The 18338-nt window shown below is 70.9% G+C and carries 17 protein-coding genes; 2 read left to right on the forward strand and 15 right to left on the reverse strand.

The features are described 5' to 3' along the window. Positions 1–3: 3 nt before the first annotated feature. The 14 genes from B7X32_RS01515 to B7X32_RS01580 all read right to left on the reverse strand — a co-directional run bounded on the left by B7X32_RS01515 (position 4) and on the right by B7X32_RS01580 (position 15469). A complete protein-coding gene (locus tag B7X32_RS01515) occupies positions 4–687 on the reverse strand; it encodes a YggS family pyridoxal phosphate-dependent enzyme (protein WP_292714996.1) in 684 nt (227 codons plus the stop codon). Then, on the reverse strand, positions 684–1847 hold the full coding sequence (ftsZ, locus tag B7X32_RS01520) for a cell division protein FtsZ (protein WP_292714999.1): 1164 nt from the start codon (positions 1845–1847) through the stop codon (positions 684–686). Before ftsZ ends, B7X32_RS01515 begins: the two co-directional genes overlap by 4 nt. Before the next feature lie 166 nt (positions 1848–2013). Further along, positions 2014–3042, reverse strand: coding sequence for an FtsQ-type POTRA domain-containing protein (locus B7X32_RS01525; RefSeq protein WP_292715002.1), 1029 nt, complete (start codon positions 3040–3042; stop codon positions 2014–2016). Between the two features lie 2 nt (positions 3043–3044). Continuing rightward, the gene (murC, locus tag B7X32_RS01530; protein ID WP_292715005.1) at positions 3045–4445 is read right to left on the reverse strand and encodes a UDP-N-acetylmuramate--L-alanine ligase; all 1401 of its coding nucleotides are present in this window, start codon (positions 4443–4445) and stop codon (positions 3045–3047) included. A gap of 69 nt (positions 4446–4514) precedes the next feature. Next, positions 4515–5588, reverse strand: coding sequence for a UDP-N-acetylglucosamine--N-acetylmuramyl-(pentapeptide) pyrophosphoryl-undecaprenol N-acetylglucosamine transferase (locus B7X32_RS01535; RefSeq protein ID WP_292715008.1), 1074 nt, complete (start codon positions 5586–5588; stop codon positions 4515–4517). Then, positions 5585–6724, reverse strand: a complete 1140-nt coding sequence (locus B7X32_RS01540; protein ID WP_366246931.1) for a putative peptidoglycan glycosyltransferase FtsW — start codon at positions 6722–6724, stop codon at positions 5585–5587. Before B7X32_RS01540 ends, B7X32_RS01535 begins: the two co-directional genes overlap by 4 nt. Before the next feature lie 55 nt (positions 6725–6779). Next, positions 6780–8336, reverse strand: a complete 1557-nt coding sequence (gene murD, locus B7X32_RS01545) for a UDP-N-acetylmuramoyl-L-alanine--D-glutamate ligase (protein ID WP_292715014.1) — start codon at positions 8334–8336, stop codon at positions 6780–6782. Beyond that, on the reverse strand, positions 8333–9448 hold the full coding sequence (mraY, locus tag B7X32_RS01550) for a phospho-N-acetylmuramoyl-pentapeptide-transferase (protein WP_292715016.1): 1116 nt from the start codon (positions 9446–9448) through the stop codon (positions 8333–8335). The genes murD and mraY overlap by 4 nt, the downstream gene beginning before the upstream one ends. Next, positions 9445–10857, reverse strand: coding sequence for a UDP-N-acetylmuramoyl-tripeptide--D-alanyl-D-alanine ligase (gene murF / locus B7X32_RS01555; protein WP_292715019.1), 1413 nt, complete (start codon positions 10855–10857; stop codon positions 9445–9447). Before murF ends, mraY begins: the two co-directional genes overlap by 4 nt. A 52-nt stretch (positions 10858–10909) precedes the next feature. Next, positions 10910–12694: a penicillin-binding protein 2 gene (locus B7X32_RS01560; protein ID WP_292715021.1), complete on the reverse strand. Its 1785-nt coding sequence runs from the start codon at positions 12692–12694 to the stop codon at positions 10910–10912. A gap of 61 nt (positions 12695–12755) precedes the next feature. After that, positions 12756–13331, reverse strand: coding sequence for a hypothetical protein (locus tag B7X32_RS01565; protein WP_292715024.1), 576 nt, complete (start codon positions 13329–13331; stop codon positions 12756–12758). Continuing rightward, positions 13328–14281, reverse strand: a complete 954-nt coding sequence (rsmH, locus tag B7X32_RS01570; protein WP_292715026.1) for a 16S rRNA (cytosine(1402)-N(4))-methyltransferase RsmH — start codon at positions 14279–14281, stop codon at positions 13328–13330. Before rsmH ends, B7X32_RS01565 begins: the two co-directional genes overlap by 4 nt. 122 nt (positions 14282–14403) lie before the next feature. After that, positions 14404–14835, reverse strand: coding sequence for a division/cell wall cluster transcriptional repressor MraZ (gene mraZ, locus B7X32_RS01575; protein ID WP_045272464.1), 432 nt, complete (start codon positions 14833–14835; stop codon positions 14404–14406). A 262-nt stretch (positions 14836–15097) separates the two neighbouring features. Next, the gene (locus tag B7X32_RS01580) at positions 15098–15469 is read right to left on the reverse strand and encodes a DUF3040 domain-containing protein (protein ID WP_292715037.1); all 372 of its coding nucleotides are present in this window, start codon (positions 15467–15469) and stop codon (positions 15098–15100) included. Positions 15470–15607: 138 nt separating this feature from the next. On the opposite strand from B7X32_RS01580, the gene B7X32_RS01585 reads away from it, so the two are divergent. Next, positions 15608–16693 (forward strand): polyprenyl synthetase family protein, encoded by a 1086-nt coding sequence (locus tag B7X32_RS01585; RefSeq protein WP_292715039.1) that lies wholly within the window; start codon positions 15608–15610, stop codon positions 16691–16693. A gap of 29 nt (positions 16694–16722) precedes the next feature. Here the strand turns inward: B7X32_RS01585 and B7X32_RS01590 are convergent, their stop codons facing one another. Continuing rightward, positions 16723–17073 carry an Rv2175c family DNA-binding protein gene (locus B7X32_RS01590; RefSeq protein ID WP_292715042.1) on the reverse strand — a complete coding sequence of 117 codons (351 nt, stop codon included), beginning with the start codon at positions 17071–17073 and terminating at the stop codon, positions 16723–16725. A 172-nt stretch (positions 17074–17245) separates the two neighbouring features. Here B7X32_RS01590 and B7X32_RS01595 point away from each other — a divergent pair, with 172 nt between their 5' ends. Further along, a complete protein-coding gene (locus B7X32_RS01595; RefSeq protein WP_292715045.1) occupies positions 17246–18274 on the forward strand; it encodes a LysM peptidoglycan-binding domain-containing protein in 1029 nt (342 codons plus the stop codon). The last annotated feature ends 64 nt before the right edge of the window (positions 18275–18338 follow it).

The raw sequence follows: 18338 nt of genomic DNA on the forward strand, positions 1-18338 counted from the left end.
AGGCTAACCCTGTGCGGGTCGTGGCCCCGTGATTGCCGAGCCGATGCGCAGGTGTGTCGCGCCTGCCGCGATCGCCTCGGCGAAATCTCCGGTCATCCCGGCCGAGATCCAATCGGCTCCCGGCGCGACCGCGCGCAGTCGCTGCGCGGACTCGTGGACGCGGGCGAACGCGGCGGCCGGATCCTCATCGAGCGGGGCGACCGCCATCACGCCGCGCAGCCGCAGGGTCGGCAGAGCCAGCACCTGCTCCGCGAGCCGTTCGAGCTCCGCCGGGGCGACTCCCCCGCGACCGGGGTCGTCGGTGAGGTTGATCTGCAGCAGGACGTCGAGCAGCGCGTCATCGGTCGCGGCGCGGTCGAGCGCCTCCGCGATGCGCAGGCGGTCCACCGAGTGCACGGCCTGCGCCGCGCGACGGATCGCGCCGGCCTTGTTCGTCTGCGCCTGCCCGATGAAGTGCCAGCGCAGATCGTCCAGCTCGGCGAGGGCCTCCGCCTTCGCGGTGAGCTCCTGCTGGCGGTTCTCCCCCACCTCGCGGACGCCGAGTCCGTACAGTTCGCTCACCAGAGCGGCGGGGTGGAACTTGGTCACGACGATGCGCGTGATCCCCGCGGGATCCCGGCCCGCGCGCCGTGCGGCGTCCGCGATCGCTGCATCGATCGCGGACAGCCGCTCGGCGACCGCGGTCACTTCAGGAACTCGGGGATGTCGAGATCGCTCTCGTCGAACGCCGGCTCGATGCTGGTGTGCACGGGCGGGATCGACGGCACGGACACCGGAGCGGTCTCGCGCGGCGCCTCCTCGGCCTGGGCCGAGTCCTCGCGCTCCTCGACGGCGGGCTTCTCGGCGACCGCGGGGGTCGTCGTGCGCGAGAAGATCTGCGGGTCGAGGCGCAGCGTGGGCTCGCCGCTGTCGAAGCCTGCGGCGATCACCGTGACGCGCACCTCGTCGCCGAGGGTGTCGTCGATGACCGTTCCGAAGATGATGTTGGCCTCGGGGTGCGCGGCCTCCTTGACCAGGTCGGCCGCGTCGTGGATCTCGAAGATGCCGAGGTTCGATCCGCCCTGGATCGACAGCAGCACGCCGTGCGCGCCCTCGATCGACGCCTCGAGCAGGGGCGATTCGACCGCGAGCTCCGCCGCCTTGATCGCACGGTCGGCGCCGCGGGCGGAGCCGATGCCCATGAGCGCGGATCCCGCCCCCTGCATGACCGACTTGACGTCGTTGAAGTCGAGGTTGATGAGACCCGGCGTGGTGATCAGATCGGTGATGCCCTGGACACCCGCGAGGAGCACCTGGTCGGCGGTCGCGAAGGCCTCGATCATCGAGATGCCGCGGTCGCTGATCTCGAGCAGACGGTCGTTCGGCACCACGATGAGGGTGTCGACCTCCTCCTTCAGCTTCGCCACGCCGGCATCGGCCTGGCTCTGCCTGCGGCGCCCCTCGAACGAGAACGGCTTGGTCACGACGCCGATGGTCAGGGCGCCGATCGACTTGGCGATGCGGGCCACGATCGGGGCGCCACCGGTGCCGGTGCCGCCGCCCTCGCCCGCGGTCACGAAGACCATGTCGGCACCGGTCAGCGCCTGCTCGATCTCCTCCGCGTGGTCCTCCGCGGCACGGCGCCCGACCTCGGGGTCTGCGCCTGCGCCGAGGCCGCGGGTGAGGTCGCGGCCGACGTCGAGCTTGACGTCGGCGTCGCTCATCAGCAGCGCCTGCGCATCGGTGTTGATCGCGATGAACTCGACGCCGCGAAGGCCGAGATCGATCATGCGATTGACGGCGTTGACGCCGCCACCGCCGACACCGACGACCTTGATCACGGCAAGGTAGTTCTGGTTCTGGCTCATCCCGTCCTCCGATGTATTTCGAGCCCTGAGCCGGCAACCTTAAACCTCAAGCAGAAGGTTAAAGTATTTCCCGGTATTGCTTTCTCCTGGATCGAAGGTAAGCGGCGCACGGCGCGCAGAAGCCAAGCGACACGCACCTGGGCGCGATCGTTTCGGATATTCGTGCTCAGCCGACGATGCCGACGCCCGGCGAGGACACGTCGTAGGACGCCGCGCTCGGATTCACCTTCATCAGCGCCTGCAGGGAGCGGGTCTTGAGCGCCGACTGCTCCGCGCTCCCCCACACCACCTGCGCGCCGCCGGACAGCTTCAGCACGATGTCGTCGGGGGTCGACGCGGTCGCGCCGTCGACCTGGCCGCGCAGCTCCGCGGGCAGCGACCGGAGAGCCGTGCCCACCGCGGCGAACGCCTTGGACCCGGTGCCGCCCGCGACGTCGATCAGGGCGTAGCCTGCGGGCCGGGCATCGGTGGTCGACAGGACGACGCCCGCGGCGTCGACGACGGTGAAGCGCCCGTCGCCGGACTGGAGGACGCCGACCGGGGTGCGCTCGACGATCCGCACCACGAGGTCATGCGGAGGGTGCGCCTCGAGACGGTAGGTCTCGATCAGCGGGAACGCGACGAGCGCGGCCTTGACGGCGCTGGAGTCCACGAGCGCCAGCGGCCTGCCGACCTGGCCGGACAGCGCCTTCTGCACGTCGACGGCCTTGAGCGCGCTCGTCCCCTCCACGGTGACGGTCTCCACCGCGAACAGCGGGCTGTACGCCGCGCCGACGCTGCCGCCCACGACGAGCAGTGCGAGGGCCGCCCCCACGATCCAGCCGATCCGCCGGCGCCGCGAGCGCTGCGTGAAGCGACGGATCTCGGTGCGCAGCGCCCTCCGGCGCGCACGGGTGGCCTGCCAGAGGTCGCGGGCGGTCAGCGGCCCGTCGCCCTGCGTCTCCGCCGGATCCTGCTCCTCCGCGCGCTCCCGCGTGCTCGAGGGGACGGGCGGAGCCCCGCGGTCGAGCGGGATCGGCGCGGTCGTGTTCGCGTCCTCCCCTGCGGCCGGGAGCGCGTCGGCCTCGGACCCCGCCGAGGCGTCGATGCCGAACCCCGCCACCCGTCTCCGTGCGCCGTCGAACGGCCGTGCCCCGGCCGGGCGCTCCGGCTCGACCGGAGGCGCGGGAGAGGGGATCGCGGACGGCCGGCGCACGGTCAGTCCTCGGCGGTGGTGCGCAGGGCGTCCAGCACCTGAGGGATGATCTGGTAGACGTTGCCGCAGCCGAGCGTGATCACGTAGTCGCCGTCGCGTGCGACCGATGCGGTGTAGTCGGCGGCCTGCTGCCAGTCCGCGACGTAGTGCACGTGGTCCGGGTCGGCGAACGCGCCGCTGACCAGCTCGCCGGTGACGCCGGGAACCGGATCCTCCCGCGCGCCGTAGACGTCGAGCATGACGGTGTGATCGGCGTAGGCCTCGAGCACCTCGGCGAACTCGCGGTACATGTGCTGCGTGCGCGAGTACGTGTGCGGCTGCTGGATCGCGATGATCCGTCCCTCGCCGACGATCGTGCGCATGGCCTCCAGGGCCGCGCGCACCTCGGTGGGGTGATGAGAGTAGTCGTCGTAGACGCTCACCCCGCGCGCGCTGCCGTGCAGTTCGAGGCGGCGGACGGTGCCTGCGAAGCCCTCCATCGCGCGGGCCGCGTCGGCGAGCGCGTAGCCGAGCGTCGTGAGCACGGCGACCGCACCGGCCGCGTTGATCGCGTTGTGCACGCCGGGGACGGCGAGCTGCATGCGCGTGGAGGCCCCGCCCATGGTCAGGGTCGCGGCGACGGGGCCGTCGGTGACGATGTCGGTGATCCTCAGATCCGCGTCCTCCGCGAGGCCGAACGAGATCACGTTCGGGTGGGTGATCCCCGCCCGCACGCGCAGCGCGCCGGGATCGTCGCTCGAGATGACGACGGCCTCGCTCGCGGCGTTCGCGAAGGTCACGAACGCGTCGTGGAAGGCCTCGTCGGATCCGTAGTGGTCCAGGTGGTCGGGGTCGACGTTCGTGATCAGCGCGACGGAGGTGTCGTAGAGCAGGAACGTGCCGTCGGACTCGTCGGCCTCGATCACGAAGAGATCGTCCGCACCCGAGGAGCTGGACGTGCCGAGCTGCTCGATCACGCCGCCGTTGACGAAGTTCGGATCCGCGCCGAGCGCCTGCAGCGCGGTGACGATCATGCCCGTCGAGCTCGTCTTGCCGTGCGCGCCGGCGACCGACACCAGGCGCCGTCCGCGGATCAGCCAGTGCAGCGCCTGCGACCGGTGGATCACGTGCAGTCCGCGCTCCTTGGCGAGCACGAACTCGGGGTTCTCGGGCCAGATCGCCCCCGTGTGCACGACCGTGTCGGCGTCGCCCAGATTCGCCGCGTCGTGGCCGACGTGCACCTCGGCGCCGAGCGCGGCCAGCGCCTGGAGGTTGGCGCTGTCCGCGCGATCGCTGCCGGACACGCGGATCCCCGCGTCGAGGAACATGCGGGCGAGGCCCGACATGCCGGAGCCGCCGATGCCGATGAAGTGCGCAGCGGTGATGTCGTCCGGGATCGGCAGGGAGAGGTCGGGTCTGATCATGGCTGAATCATCCTAAGTCGGGGCGAGGAGGCCTGAGGCCCGGCTCGCCGGGTCAGGGCTGCGGGGCGCTCAGCGCGCGAGGGCGCGGTCGGCGAGGGCGATGAGGTCCTCGGTTCCGGTGCGCGATCCGACGCGCTCCGCCGCCTGTCGCATCGCGTCGCGACGGACCTCGTCGCGCAGGAGCGGGATCACCTCGGCCCTCACGCGCTCGGGAGTGAGCTGCCCGTCCTCGATCAGCACGGCGGCGCCTGCGTCGATCGCGGCCGCCGCGTTCAGGCGCTGCTCTCCGTTGCCGACGGCGTAGGGCACGTAGATCGCGGGGATGCCGAGAGCACTGATCTCGCTCACGGTCGCCGAGCCGGAACGGGAGAGGATCAGATCCGCCAGGGCGAACGCCAGATCCATCCGGTCCAGATAGCGGCGCAGGGCATAGCCGGCCGCGCCGGGATCCGGCATGTCCGAGCGGTCGCCGGTGGCGTGCAGGATCTGCCACCCCGCGTCGAGGATGTCCTGCCAGGATCCGGCGATCGCCTCGTTCAGGCGCTGCGCGCCGAGCGAGCCGCCGAACACGAGCAGAACGGGCCGCTCGGGATCCAGGCCGAACTCCGCCGCGGCCTCGACGCGGAGCGCCGTGCGGTCCAGGTCGACGATCTCCCGCCGCAGCGGCATCCCGACGACCTCGCCGCCGCGCAGGGGCGTTCCGGGGAACGCGACGCCCACCGCCGCCGCCGTGCGGGCGCCGAGCACGTTCGCCATGCCGGGACGGGCGTTGGCCTCGTGCACGACGAACGGGACGCGCTCCCGACGGGCCGCCACGTAGGCGGGTGCAGAGGCGTAGCCGCCGAAGCCGATCACCGCGTCCACGCCCTGATCGCGGATGTACGCGCGCACCTGCTTCACCGCGCGGGAGAACCGCGCGGGGAACGCGAGTGCGGCCCCGTTCGGGCGACGCGGGAACGGCACCTTGTCGACCGTGAGCAACTCGTAGCCGCGCTGCGGGACGAGCCGCGCCTCGAGGCCCTCGCGCGTGCCGAGCACGAGCACTCCCGTCTCCGGGTCGCGGGCGCGCAGGCCGTCGGCGACGGCGAGCAGCGGATTGACATGGCCGGCGGTGCCTCCGCCGGCCAGAAGATACGTGGTCACTTCCCGAGGCTACCCGACCGGCCTGCGGGCAGGCTCTGCGCGGGCGCCGGCAGCGTACGGGCGAAGGAGAGCAGCACCCCGCAGGCGAGCAGCACCGACAGCAGGGACGTCCCTCCCTGCGACATGAATGGGAGCGGCACGCCCAGGACCGGGAAGATCCGCAGCACGACGCCGACGTTGATGAGCGCCTGGGACAGGATCCACACCACGATCCCGCCCGAGGTGACGCGCACGAAGAGGTCGTCGGTGCGGCGGATCATGCGGAACACGGCGACCGCGAACAGCACGAAGAGGGCCAGCACGAGGGCGCAGCCGATGAGTCCCAGCTCCTCCCCCACGATCGCGAAGATGTAGTCGTTGGAGGCCGCGGGAAGCCAGCCGTACTTCTCGCGCGAGTTGCCGAGCCCGAGGCCGAAGATCCCGCCATTGGCCATGCCCCAGACCGCGTGCACCTGCTGATAGCAGGTGGTCAGGTAGCAGCTGGTGTCGCTCTGCGAGCTGAACATGCTGAAGATGAGCATCCGGCGCCGCTCGTTCGTGAGGGCGAACAGCAGCACGGCGGCCGCGATGATGAGCAGCGGCAGCAGGAACACCCGCATCCGCACGCCGGAGAAGAACATCGCCCCCAGCAGCAGGAGGAACAGCACCATCGAGGTGCCGAGGTCCCCGCCGCCGTAGACCGAGCCGATCGCCAGGAAGGCGACGGGCAGGAGCGGGATGAAGACGTGCTGCCACCGGGTCAGCAGGGCCTGCTTGCGCCAGAGGATGAACCCGGCCCAGATCGCCAGCGAGAGCTTGATGAACTCCGAGGGCTGGAGGAGCTGCCCTCCGACGTTCAGCCAGTTCGTGTTGCCGTCGTTCTCCACGCCGAGCGGCGTGTAGACGAGCAGCTGCGCGCCGACGGAGAGGATGAGCAGGGGCCAGGCCATGCGCTTCCAGAAGCGCACCGGGAAGCGGCTCATCAGGAACATGAGCGGCACGCCGACCGCGGCCACCAGCGCCTGCAGCAGGACGATCGAGAAGGGGCCCTTCCCCTGGTCCACGGCGTTGGCGCTGGACGCGGACAGGATCATCACCAGTCCGAACAGCGTGAGCAGCAGCGACGAGGACGCGATCAGGGCGAACTCGGTGGACACGGGACGGAAGACCCGTCCCAGGCGCACACGGGCGGCGAGTCCTTCGACGCGGGGCTCAGGCGCCGGCGTCCGGCGTGGTGCCGCCTGCGTCATCGGTGCTCCCCTGATCGCTCGACCGTCCCTGATCGATCCACTCCCGCACCGCTTCGGCGAAGCGATGGCCGCGATCCGCGTAGCTCGCGAACTGGTCGAAGGACGCCGCCGCCGGAGCGAGGAGCACGGTGTCCCCCTCCTGGGCGATGCCCGCGGCCAGTTCCACGACGCGGGTCATGACCTCTTCAGTGTCGCCGGGGACGACCTCCAGGACCTGCACCGCCGGCGCGTGTCGCGCGAACGCCTCGAGCACGTGATCGCGGTCGACGCCGATCACGACCGCGGCGCGCGCGGTCGCTCCGGCCCCCGCGACGAGGTCCGACAGGTCCACGCCCTTGAGATCCCCGCCGACGATCCAGATCGCGCCGGGGAACGCCTGCAGCGACGACTGCGCCGCATGCGGGTTCGTCGCCTTGGAGTCGTCCACCCAGGTGACCCCGCCCGCGCGGGCGATGACCTCGATGCGATGCGCGTCGAGGCGGAAGCCGTCCAGTGCCGTCTTGATCGCCGCGGGCTCCGTCCCGAGCGAGCGGCTGAGGGCCGCCGCCGCGAGGATGTTCTGCACGATGTGCGGAGCGTTCAGTCCGTGCGCGGCGAGATCGGCCACGGTCGTGAGCTCGAGGGCGCTGTTGCGCCGGTCGTCGAGGAAGGCGCGGTCGGCCAGGATCCCCTCGACCACGCCCAGGTCGCTCGGGCCGGGGATGCCGAGCCCGAAGCCGATCGCGCGGGCGCCTTCGATCACGTCCGCGTCCTCGACCATGCGCTGCGTGGCCTCGTCCGCCCTGTTGTAGACGCACGCCACCCGCGTGTTGCGGTACACGAGGGCCTTGGCCTCTCGGTAGGCCTCCGCGCTGCCGTGCCAGACGAGGTGGTCGTCGGCGAGGTTGAGGCACGTGGCCGCCCACGGCACCGGCTGACCGGCCGGATCCGAGAGCCCGAGGTACCAGAGCTGGTGGCTGGAGAGCTCGACCACGAGGACGTCGAAGCCGCCGGGATCGCGCACCGCGTCCAGGACCGGCACGCCGATGTTGCCGCACGGGGCCGCCCGGAGTCCGCCGGCGACGAGCATGGTCGCGGTGAGCTGGGTCGTGGTGGTCTTGCCGTTCGTGCCGGTGATCAGCACCCACTCCGCGGGGGTGCCGTCATCGCGGAGGACCTTGTCCCGCACGCGCCAGGCGAGCTCGATGTCGCCCCACAGGGCGATGGGCTGCGTGCCGATCCATGCGATCACGGGATGGGCGGGCGCGAACCCCGGCGAGGCGATGACGACCTCCGGCGCGAACTCGACGAGCCGCTCCGGAACGGATCCGAGATCGCCGATCCACAGCTGGGCGCCGATCAGCGGCACCAGCCGCTCGTACTCCTCGGTCGCGCTCTCGGAGAGCACGAGCACCTCGGCGCCGAGCTCGGTCAGGGTGTCGGCGGCCGAGAAGCCGGTCACGGACAGGCCGAGCACGGCGACCCGCAGTCCCCGCCAGTCGGAGTGCCAGCTGGTCAGGGCATCGAGATCACGGGTCATGAGCTGGTCAGCCTCAGCCACTCGACGTAGAACAGGCCGAACGCCGACACGGACAGCAGCCCGGCGATGATCCACATCCGCACCACGATCGTGGCCTCGGGCCACCCGCGCATCTCGAGGTGGTGATGGAACGGGCTCTGCAGGAACAGCCGCTTGCCGCGGGTGAGCTTGAAGTAGGCCAGCTGCACGATCACCGAGCCCGAGGCGATGATGAAGACGCCGGCCAGCAGCAGGAGCAGCAGCTCGGTGCGGGTGAGGATCGCGAGCGCCGCGATCACGCCGCCGATCGACATGGATCCGACATCGCCCATGAAGACCTTCGCCTTGGGCGCGTTCCACCAGAGGAAGCCGATCAGCGCGCCGACGAACGACGCCGAGATGACGGCGAGGTCGAAGGGGTGCGCGACGTCGTAGCAGCCGGCCAGCGACGATGGCGAGAGCGATTCCGCGGTGCAGGACTGCTTGAACTGCCAGAACGAGATGAGGCTGTACGCGCCGATCACGAACACCGCGCAGCCCGCGGCCAGTCCGTCGAGGCCGTCCGTGAGGTTCACGCTGTTCGAGGTGGCGATGCCGATCAGCGAGATCCAGAGCAGGTACAGGAGCCAGCCGACGATGGGTCCGAGCGCGAACAGCCACAGGACGGGGATGTCGCGGAAGAGCGAGACGAAGGCGCTGGCGGGGGTGTTGCCGGCGGGGCTGCGCACCGTCAGCGCGACGATGCCGAACGGCACCATGACCAGCACCTGTCCGAGGATCTTGCGCCAGCCGGAGAGTCCGAGGCTGTTGCGCCGGCGCAGCTTCATGTAGTCGTCGATGAATCCGACCGCACCGAAGCCCAGCATGAGCCAGATCACCAGCAGGCCGGAGACCGTGGGATAGCTGCCTCCCGTGAAGGTCCCGACCATGTATCCGACGAAGGTGCCGAGGATGAAGATCACGCCGCCCATGGTGGGGGTGCCGCGCTTGGCCTGGTGGCTGGGGTTGCTGATCGATTCCGGCGTGCGGATGACCTGCCCCCAGCCCCACTTCCGGAAGAGCCGGAGGAAGACCGGAGTCAGCAGGAGCGTGAACGCGAGGGAGATCGCGGCGGAGGTAAGCAGGGATCTCACGAGAACGATTCTCCCAGACGATCGCCGAGGAACCGGAGTCCGGCGGAGTTGGACGACTTGACGAGCACGCGGTCTCCGGGGCGCAGTTCGCCCTGGAGGTACTCGAAGGCGGCGTCGGCGTCGGCGAGGTGCACGGCCTCGCCGTCCCACGACCCCTCGCCCACGGCCGCGAGGTAGAGGCGGCGCGCCTCGGCGCCGACGACCACGATGCGCTGGATGTTCAGGCGCACGGCGAGCAGGCCGATCCGGTCGTGCTCGTCGCCGGCGGTCTCGCCGAGCTCGCTCATCGCGCCCAGCACGGCGACGGTCCGCTCGTCGGGGCCGGTGATCTGCGCGAGGGTGCGGAGCGCCGCGGCCATGGAGTCGGGGCTCGCGTTGTAGGCGTCGTTGATGATGCGCACCTCGGCGCCGCCCATGGGCTGCATGCGCCAGCGCTCGGCGAGCTGCACCGTCTCCAGGCGCGCGATCGCGTCCGCCGGGGCGACGCCGAGAGCGCGCGCCGCGGCGATCGCGGCGAGGGCGTTGTTCACGTGGTGCGCGCCGAGCACCTGCAGCCGCAGCGGCAGCTCCTGGCCGTCGACATGGACGATGCACGACGTGCCGGACGCGGTGACGTCGATGCGGGCCGCGCGCACCGCGGCGGCGGGCCCCTGGCCGAAGCCGACGATGCGCAGTCCCCGCTCCTCGGCCAGGGGCGCCATGCCCGCGACGCGCGGGTCGTCGAGGTTCAGCACCGCGGTCCCGCCGGCGGTCGCGGCCGCGACGAGCTCTGCCTTGGCACGAGCCGTCTCCTCGATGCCTCCGAAGCCGCCGGCGTGCGCGAGCCCGACCATGAGCTCGATCACGACGTCCGGGTGCACGAGTCCCGCGAGGCGCGCGATCTCGCCCGGCGCGCTCGCGCCGAACTCGCACACCAGGAAACGGGTGGTGTCGGTGATCCGCAGCATCGTGAGCGGAGCGCCGACCTCGTTGTTGTACGACGCGATCGGCGCGATCGTCTCACCCTCGTCCTGGAGGATCCGGGCGAGGAAGTTCTTGGTGGTCGTCTTGCCGTTGGATCCCGTGATCCCGACGATCCGCAGGTCGCCGGCCGCGCGGACGCGGGCGACCACGGCGCGCGCGAGCTCCGCGATGGCGTCGACGACGTCCGGCACCACGATCTGCGAGAGCGCCTCCTCCACGGGGCGCTCGACGAGCGCCAGCACGGCGCCGTTCTCGATCGCGGCGCCGACGAAGCGGTGCCCGTCGGTGGTCTCACCGGGCTTGGCGACGAAGACGCCGCCCTGGGTCATCTGCCGGGAGTCGGTGTCGACGACTCCGGACACGATCGATGCGGGATCGTGACCTGCGGCGGGGCGCAGGTCGCCGCCGACGATCTCGGCGATCTCCGCGAGGGACAGAGCGATCATGGGGATGGGATCCTCCGTGGGCGATATCGCCGTTCTCGGGCGACGGCGGCCATCACTTGTACTTGGGCAGCAGCGGTTCCATGGGTGTGGTGGACGGCTGCACGCGATAGGTCTTCAGCACCTGCGTCATGGCCTTCTGGAAGGCGGGCGCGGTGGCCGCAGACGAGGTTACCCTAGTGGGCTCGTCGAGGGTGACCACGACGACGTACTCGGGGTGATCGGCGGGGGCGTATCCCACCATGCTGGTGAAGTAGATGCCCTCCTTGTAGGCGCCCGTCTGCGGGTCCGGCTTCTGCGCGGTTCCGGTCTTGGCCGCGATCCGGTATCCGGGGACCTTGATCAGGTCGGAGACGCTGCCCTGCTCCGCCACGTTCTCGATCATCCGGCTGAGCTCGGCGTCCTTGGTCGCGTCGAACACGCGCTGCGGCTTGGGCGCCGGGGCGTCGGTGACCTTGCCCGTGCCATCCGTGCAGGACTCGACGAGCGACAGCGGGATCTTCACGCCGCCGTTCGCGATGGCCTGGTAGGCGCTCGCGACCTGCGGGGCGGTGACCGTGTAGTACTGGCCGAACGTGGTCGTGTAGTGCGACTGGAAGTCCCAGTCCTTGACCGGGTGGATGACGCCCGAGGCCTCGCCGGGGAAGTCGATGGCGGTCTTGCTGCCGACCCCGAACTTCACCAGCTCGTCGTAGCGCTGCTGATCGGTCACCATGTCGCCGAACTTCGACAGGGCGACGTTCGACGAGTCGATGAGCGCGCCCGCGAGCGTGTAGTCGTAGGCCGGGTGCTCGAAGGCGTCGTTGATCACCGCGCCGTTCGGGAACTCCTCGTGGCTGGACGCTCCCGTGATCGAGGTCGAGGCGTCGGCGTTCGCGTACTCCATGACGGAGGCGGCGGTGATCGCCTTGAACGTGGATCCGGGCTCGAAGCTCGTCGAGAAGATGCGCGATCCGCGGTCCTCGGGGTTCGCGGCACCGGGGTCGTTGGGGTCGACGGTCGGGTACTCGGCCGCGGCGCGGATCTTGCCCGTGCCCACCTCGACGACGGTGACCGTGCCGGCCTTCGCCCCCTGCGCCTTGACCTCCTCGGAGATCATCTGCTGCAGGTACCACTGCAGCTCCGTGTTGATGGTGAGCTTCACGGTGCCGCCGTCGATCGCGGGCTTCTCCTGCTGGCTGCCGGGGATGATCACCCCGTCCCGGCCGGTGAGGTAGGACTCCTGACCCTTGGTCGCGCTCAGGCACTTGTTCTGCGTCTGCTCGAGGCCCGTGAGCTCTCCGTCGCCCGAGATGAAGCCGAGCAGGTTCCCCGCGACGGCGCCGTTCGGATAGACCCGGACCGAACGAGGGAGGGCGGCGAGATAGTCGAGGCCGAGCGCGCGGATCTTCAGGAACTGGTCGGTGCTCAGCCCCTTCTTGATCGGCGCGTACTGCGAGTCCGGGTTGGCGGCCAGGGCGTCGGACGCGATCTTGCGCACCTCGTCACCGGTCAGCCCCGTGATCGCGGCGATCTCGTCCGCCGCCTTCGTCCAGGGCAGCTTCGGACGGGTCTTCGCGGTCTCGAGGCCGTGCATCGCCTTCGGATCCATCTGCAGGTCGTACACCAGCTGGCTCTCCGCGAGCACCGTGCCGTTCGAGTCCTTGATCGTGCCGCGCGCTCCGTCGATGGACCTCGTCGTGCCGAGGTCGCCCGTCTCGATGGACTGCTTGACGTTCGCGGACGCGCTGACCACCTGGATGTCGACGAGTCGCACGAGGAAGCCGCACATGACCGCGAGGATCATGCCGAGGGCGAGAACGGTCCGCCGGCGCGGGGTCCGGCTGGCTCGGGGTGTCATCGGATCTCCGTCCGGGGCTCGCGGTCTGTCATCGTCTCGGGCTGGTGCGTGCGGTCCGTGGTCAGCGGATGGTCGGCGTCGGCAGTCCCTCGGCCGCCGGCGGCGCGGCCGGCTGCACCGGCGGCGTCTCCTGTGTCTTCGGTTGTACGCCCGCTCCCCCCGGGTTGCTCTCGGCGGGTGGCGGCGTGTCGCGGACCAGGGCGTTCGGAACGGCGTTGGCCCCCGTCGGGTTGACGGTGGAGGCCCAGGCGGCGGGCCCTGCGGCGCCGATCACACTGCCGTCGCTGAGCCGCAGATAGTTCGCGCTGCCGCCGACCACGAGGCCGAGCTTGCTGGCGGCCGCGGCGAGGGACTGCGGAGAGCTGATCCCGTCGAGGTCCTGGGCCGCGGCCTGGGCCTGCCAGGTCAGCTGCTTGTTCTGCTGGCTCAGCTTCGCGACCTCGAACGAATCCTGGGTCGTCGCGATCGTGAGCGCGATCTGGGCTCCGGCGATGAGCGCGGCCCCGGCGAGGGCGACGATGGCGTACGCCATCCGCGGGCGGCGGCGGCGCGCGGGGCGCTCGACCGCACGGAGGTGGCGGGAGCGCTCCGGCTCGTCGAACTCCGGTTGCAGCAGGGCGTTCTCGGCCAGGCTCATCGCGCGGCGCTCCTCTGGTCGTCTCTCACACGTTCTGCGGCGCGCAGGCGCACCGGGATGGCTCGCGGATTGGCCGCGCGCTCCTCCTCGTCCGCGAGCTCTGCGCCCTTGGTCAGCGTCTTGAACCGCGGCGCGTGCTCCGGCAGCTCGACCGGCAGGCCCGCGGGCGCCGTCGAGGCGGAGGCCGCGGCGAACGCCTGCTTGACGAGCCGGTCCTCCAGGGACTGGTACGACATGACGACGATGCGCCCGCCCAGCACGAGGGCGTCCATCGCGGCGGGGATGGCGTCGGCGAGCACGTTGAGCTCGCGGTTCACCTCGATCCGCAGGGCCTGGAACACCCTCTTGGCGGGGTGCCCCGCGCGCGCCACCGCGGCGGGGGTCGCGGCCTGCAGCACCTCGACCAGGCGTCCGGACCGCTCCAGCGGCGCGGTCTGACGGGCCTGCACGATGGCTCGGGCGTAGCGTCCGGCGAGCTTCTCCTCGCCGTAGCGCTCGAAGATGCGGCGCAGCTGCCCCTCGCTGTAGGTGGCGAGCACCTCGGCGGCGGTGACGCCGCTCGACTGATCCATCCGCATGTCCAGCGGCGCATCCTTGGCGTACGCGAAGCCGCGCTCCGCCTCGTCCAGCTGCAGCGAGGAGACGCCGAGGTCGAACAGGATCCCTGACGCGCCCTCGGCGTGGGTGCCGATCGCGTCATACACGGTGTGCACGAGCGTCACGCGGTCGCCGAAGCGCGCCAGTCGCTCCCCCGCGATCCGCAGGGCGTCGGTGTCGCGGTCGAGACCGACCAGACGGATGTGGGGCAGACGCTCGAGGAAGGCCTCGGAGTGCCCTCCCATGCCGAGCGTGGCATCGACGAGGATCGCGCCGTCGTGCTGCAGGGCGGGAGCCAGCAGCTCGACGCAGCGCTCGAGCATGACGGGGGTGTGAATGCGGCGGATGTCCATGGTTCCTTCGGCTCGTCGTTCTCTCCAGAGCGGTCCCTGACCCTGATCCCCATCCGCTCGACCCGGCACCGGGGAAGGTGCGCCGGGGCGGGAGCGGCTGGGAGTCACAGCCAGGGGCCCGTTCAGAACAGGCCGGGGATCACCTCCTCCTCGAGTTCGGCGAAGGCGTCTTCGTGTCCTTCGGCGTACGCGTTCCACGCCGCCGCGTCCCAGATCTCGGCGTGCGCGCCGACACCGGTGACGATGAGTTCCTTGCCCAGTCCGGCGTACGAGCGCAGGTGGGCGGGGATGGTGATGCGGTTCTGGCTGTCCGGCATCTCGGCGCTCGCCCCGGAGAGGAACATGCGCAGGAATGCCCGTGCCTCCTTGTTCGCGAGCGGCGCCTGACGGATGCGCTCGTGCACGCTCTCGAACTCGGCGGTGCTGAACACGTAGAGGCAGCGGTCCTGACCACGGGTGACGACGATGCCGCCGGCCAGATCCTCGCGGAACTTGGCGGGGAGGATGACGCGGCCCTTGTCGTCGAGCTTGGGGGAATGCGTGCCGAGCAACATGCGCCTATCCCCCTTTCGCCGCCGTTTCCTCCACTTTACTCCACATCCCTCCATTTTGATACCTATTCGTGTCCGGGAGGGCACAGGACCGAGGACCACGAAGGCCCCTGTTCCGCGGAATCACGCGGGACAGGGGCCGGTGGAGTGAAGTGGAGGGTTCGGTGGGGCGAAAGGGAGGATCCCGGGGGCGGGCGGGTCGGCGGAACGACGGAGGGCCCGGACGCGGCAGCGTCCGGGCCCTCAGGAAGTCTGAGCGAGGAGGTCAGCGATCCTCGTGGCGGCGATCCCACCGATCGTTCATCCGATCCATGAACGACGGGGAGGGCTCTTTCGCCTTCGTGGCGGATCCGCCATCGCGACCGCCGCTCTGGTGCACCGGGGTCAGGGCCAGCATGAGGCCGCCCAGCATGGCCGCGAACGCGACGACGCCGATGATGATCCCGCCGATGTTGCCGACCACGACGCCCACGATCAGGCCGCCGACGCCGGCCAGCAGCAGCACGGCTCCGTAGATGAGATTGCGATAGCTGAGCGCGCGGTCTCCCGCGTGCGCGGAAACGACGTCGGCGTCGTTCTGCATGAGATGGCGTTCCATCTCGTCGAGCAGACGCTGCTCCTGTTCGGAGAGTGGCATTTCGTCCCCCTCGGGTGATCTTCCCCACAGTCTACGCGCGCCGGGATGCACCAGGGTAGGGATTCGCCTGGGAGTTGGGCATCACCTGGCAGTACGCGCTCCCGACCCGGTCCTGACGGTGCTGGGTAGGCTGATCCGGTGGCATCCTCCTCCGCTGTGATCGACCAGGTCTCCGCCCGTCTCGACGCCTTCGTCGCCCGAATGCGCGAGGAGACCGCGACGTACGGACCCGATGCCTCCGCCTTCGTCTCATCCGCCGAGGCGACCCTCCGCGGAGGCAAGCGGCTGCGCGCCCGGTTCTGCCACGCGGGTTGGGCCTCGGTCGCGGGGATCGACGAGATCGACGTCGAGCCGACCGCCCTCTGGGACGCGTGCGCCGCGCTCGAGGTGTTCCAGTCCGCAGCCCTCGTGCACGACGACCTGATCGACAATTCCGACACCCGTCGAGGCCGGCCCTCCGCGCATCGCGCCCTCGAGGCGGCGCACGTCGGCCAGGGCTGGAGCGGGAGCGCCGTGGACTTCGGCCGCGCCGCGGCCGTGCTGCTCGGCGACCTGCTGGTCGCCTGGAGCGACGACCTGCTGGAGGCGGGCATCGCGGCGAGTCCGCATGCCGACGCCGTCCGGGCGGAGTACGCCAGGATGCGCCGAGACGTCACGATCGGCCAGTTCCTGGACATCGCCGAGGAATCGGCGTGGAGCGTGAACGCCGATGACGGCCATGCGGAACGCGCCCTGCGCGTCGTCTCGCTCAAGGCCGCGCGGTACAGCGTCGAGCAGCCGCTGCTGATCGGTGCGGCGATCGCCGGAGCCGACGGAGCCCAGCAGACGGCGCTGCGCGCATTCGGCCACCCGCTCGGGATGGCGTTCCAGTTGCGCGACGACGTGCTCGGCGTGTTCGGCGACGAGAAGGTCACGGGCAAGCCGGCGGGCGACGATCTGCGCGAGGGCAAGCGCACCCTGCTCATCGCCTGGACGCGCCAGGCGCTGGCTCCGCAGGGGCGGCGGATCGTCGACGAGCTGCTCGGCGACCCGCACCTCACGGCGGATCAGATCGCGAGCCTCCAGGAGATCATCGTCGAATCGGGGGCGCTGACGCGGATGGAGCAGCTCATCACGGAGTACGCCGAGGCGGGCGAGGCGGCGTTGCAGGGCGCCCCGCTGGACGCCGGGGCGCTCGACCTGCTGCGCGGGCTCGCGCGAGACGCGACCCAGCGCACGGCCTGAGGCGGATCGGGCCAGGGCCCGAGCCGGGATCAGGCCAGGGCCCGGGCGATCCGGCGCACCTCGCTCTTGTGACCCGCGCGCAGGGCGTCGATCGGCGCACGGCCCATCGACTCCTCCTCCGCGAGCAGCCAGTCGATGGCCTCGTCGTCGCTGAACCCGGCGTCCTTGAGCACGATGATCGTGCCGCGCAGGGATGCGAGCGGCTGGTCGTCCTTGAGGAAGACCGCGGGGACGGCGAGCGGTCCGTTGCGGCGCGACCCGATGAGGTACTGCTCATCGAACAGCCGGCGCACGCGTCCGAGCGACTCCCCCAGGATCTCGACGAGCTCGGGGAGGGTCAGCCATTCGGCCGTCGGGGCCGTCGTTTCCGTTTCAGACACCCAGCAATGTTCTCATCCCCTGGGCCGACCGGTGATCACCGGCCGCATTTCCACCCCTGATCACATCTTTCACATTCATCACTTCAGTTGACTTGAATACACATCCGTGACAGCGTCGTAGGGCCGACGCGCGAGGACGCGCTCGGGATCAGACGTCAGAATCGGGGGATCCATGACGACCACAACGAGTCCGCGCCGCGCACTCTGCCTCGCGGTGCCGACCGTGCTGCTGACGACGGTCGCGACCGCGCTCGTGGCGACGCCCGCGCAGGCGCACACCCCCGCGCGCGCACCGCTGACCGCGCTCCCGACCGGCGCCGTCGCCGCCGCACTGTCGGCGCGGAGCGTTCCGACCGAGCTCGCACCGCCGACGCACTACACCGTGCAGGACGGCGACACGCTCTGGGACATCGCGCGCGCCCACGGAACCAGCGTCGCCGCGCTGTACGCCGCGAACGGACTCGGATCCGACTCGATCATCTACCCGGGCCAGGTGCTCGCCCTCGGCGGATCCGCCGAGACCGCCTCTGCCTCCGACTCCGCCTCCGCCCCCGCGCCGGCGGAGGCAGCGGCCCCCGCGGCCGACGCCGCCGGCTACGACGTGGTCGCCGGCGACACGCTCTGGTCGATCGCGCACGCGCACGGGATCACGCTCGCGGAGCTCTACGCCGCGAACGCCCTCTCCCCCGACTCGATCATCTACCCGGGCCAGACGCTCCGGTTCTCCGCGCCGGCCCCGGCGCCCGCGCCGGCGGCGGTCGACGTCGCGCCCCAGCCCGCCCCGGACACCTACACCGCCCCGCAGGTGGTGCTGGACGACGTGCAGACCGCCAACGCGCAGCACATCATCCGCGTCGGCCGGGAGCTGGGCGTGAGCGACCGCGGCATCGCGATCGCCCTGGCCACCGCGATGGTCGAATCCGGCCTCGTGAACGCCCCCTCCGGGGATCGCGACTCGATCGGCCTGTTCCAGCAGCGCCCGAGCACCGGCTGGGGAACGCCGGAGCAGATCGCGGACGCGGACTACGCGATCAGGGCCTTCTACGTGGGCACGCCGCACACCAACGGCCTGCTCGACATCCCAGGCTGGGAGGGCCTCGGCTTCAGCGAGGCCGCGCAGGACGTGCAGATCTCCGCCTTCCCCGCCCGCTACGGCCTGTGGGAGCCGCAGGCGGACGGCTGGCTCGCGGCACTCGGCTGAGCGCCCGCCGGACCCGCTCCGCGAGAACGGAAAAGCGCTCGCACGCGAGCCGTTCCCGGGGCTC

Source organism: Microbacterium sp. 13-71-7, from assembly GCF_002257455.1.
Taxonomy (GTDB): domain Bacteria; phylum Actinomycetota; class Actinomycetes; order Actinomycetales; family Microbacteriaceae; genus Microbacterium.

What these genes read in the sequence shown, in the direction of transcription:
- murD (WP_292715014.1), bottom strand. Translation starts at nt 8,336, where the DNA reads ATGACCCGTGATCTCGATGCCCTGACCAGCTGGCACTCCGACTGGCGG.
- murC (WP_292715005.1), bottom strand. Translation starts at nt 4,445, where the DNA reads ATGATCAGACCCGACCTCTCCCTGCCGATCCCGGACGACATCACCGCT.
- B7X32_RS01595 (WP_292715045.1), top strand. Translation starts at nt 17,246, where the DNA reads ATGACGACCACAACGAGTCCGCGCCGCGCACTCTGCCTCGCGGTGCCG.
- B7X32_RS01560 (WP_292715021.1), bottom strand. Translation starts at nt 12,694, where the DNA reads ATGACACCCCGAGCCAGCCGGACCCCGCGCCGGCGGACCGTTCTCGCC.
- murF (WP_292715019.1), bottom strand. Translation starts at nt 10,857, where the DNA reads ATGATCGCTCTGTCCCTCGCGGAGATCGCCGAGATCGTCGGCGGCGAC.
- rsmH (WP_292715026.1), bottom strand. Translation starts at nt 14,281, where the DNA reads ATGGACATCCGCCGCATTCACACCCCCGTCATGCTCGAGCGCTGCGTC.
- ftsZ (WP_292714999.1), bottom strand. Translation starts at nt 1,847, where the DNA reads ATGAGCCAGAACCAGAACTACCTTGCCGTGATCAAGGTCGTCGGTGTC.
- mraZ (WP_045272464.1), bottom strand. Translation starts at nt 14,835, where the DNA reads ATGTTGCTCGGCACGCATTCCCCCAAGCTCGACGACAAGGGCCGCGTC.
- B7X32_RS01565 (WP_292715024.1), bottom strand. Translation starts at nt 13,331, where the DNA reads ATGAGCCTGGCCGAGAACGCCCTGCTGCAACCGGAGTTCGACGAGCCG.
- B7X32_RS01580 (WP_292715037.1), bottom strand. Translation starts at nt 15,469, where the DNA reads ATGCCACTCTCCGAACAGGAGCAGCGTCTGCTCGACGAGATGGAACGC.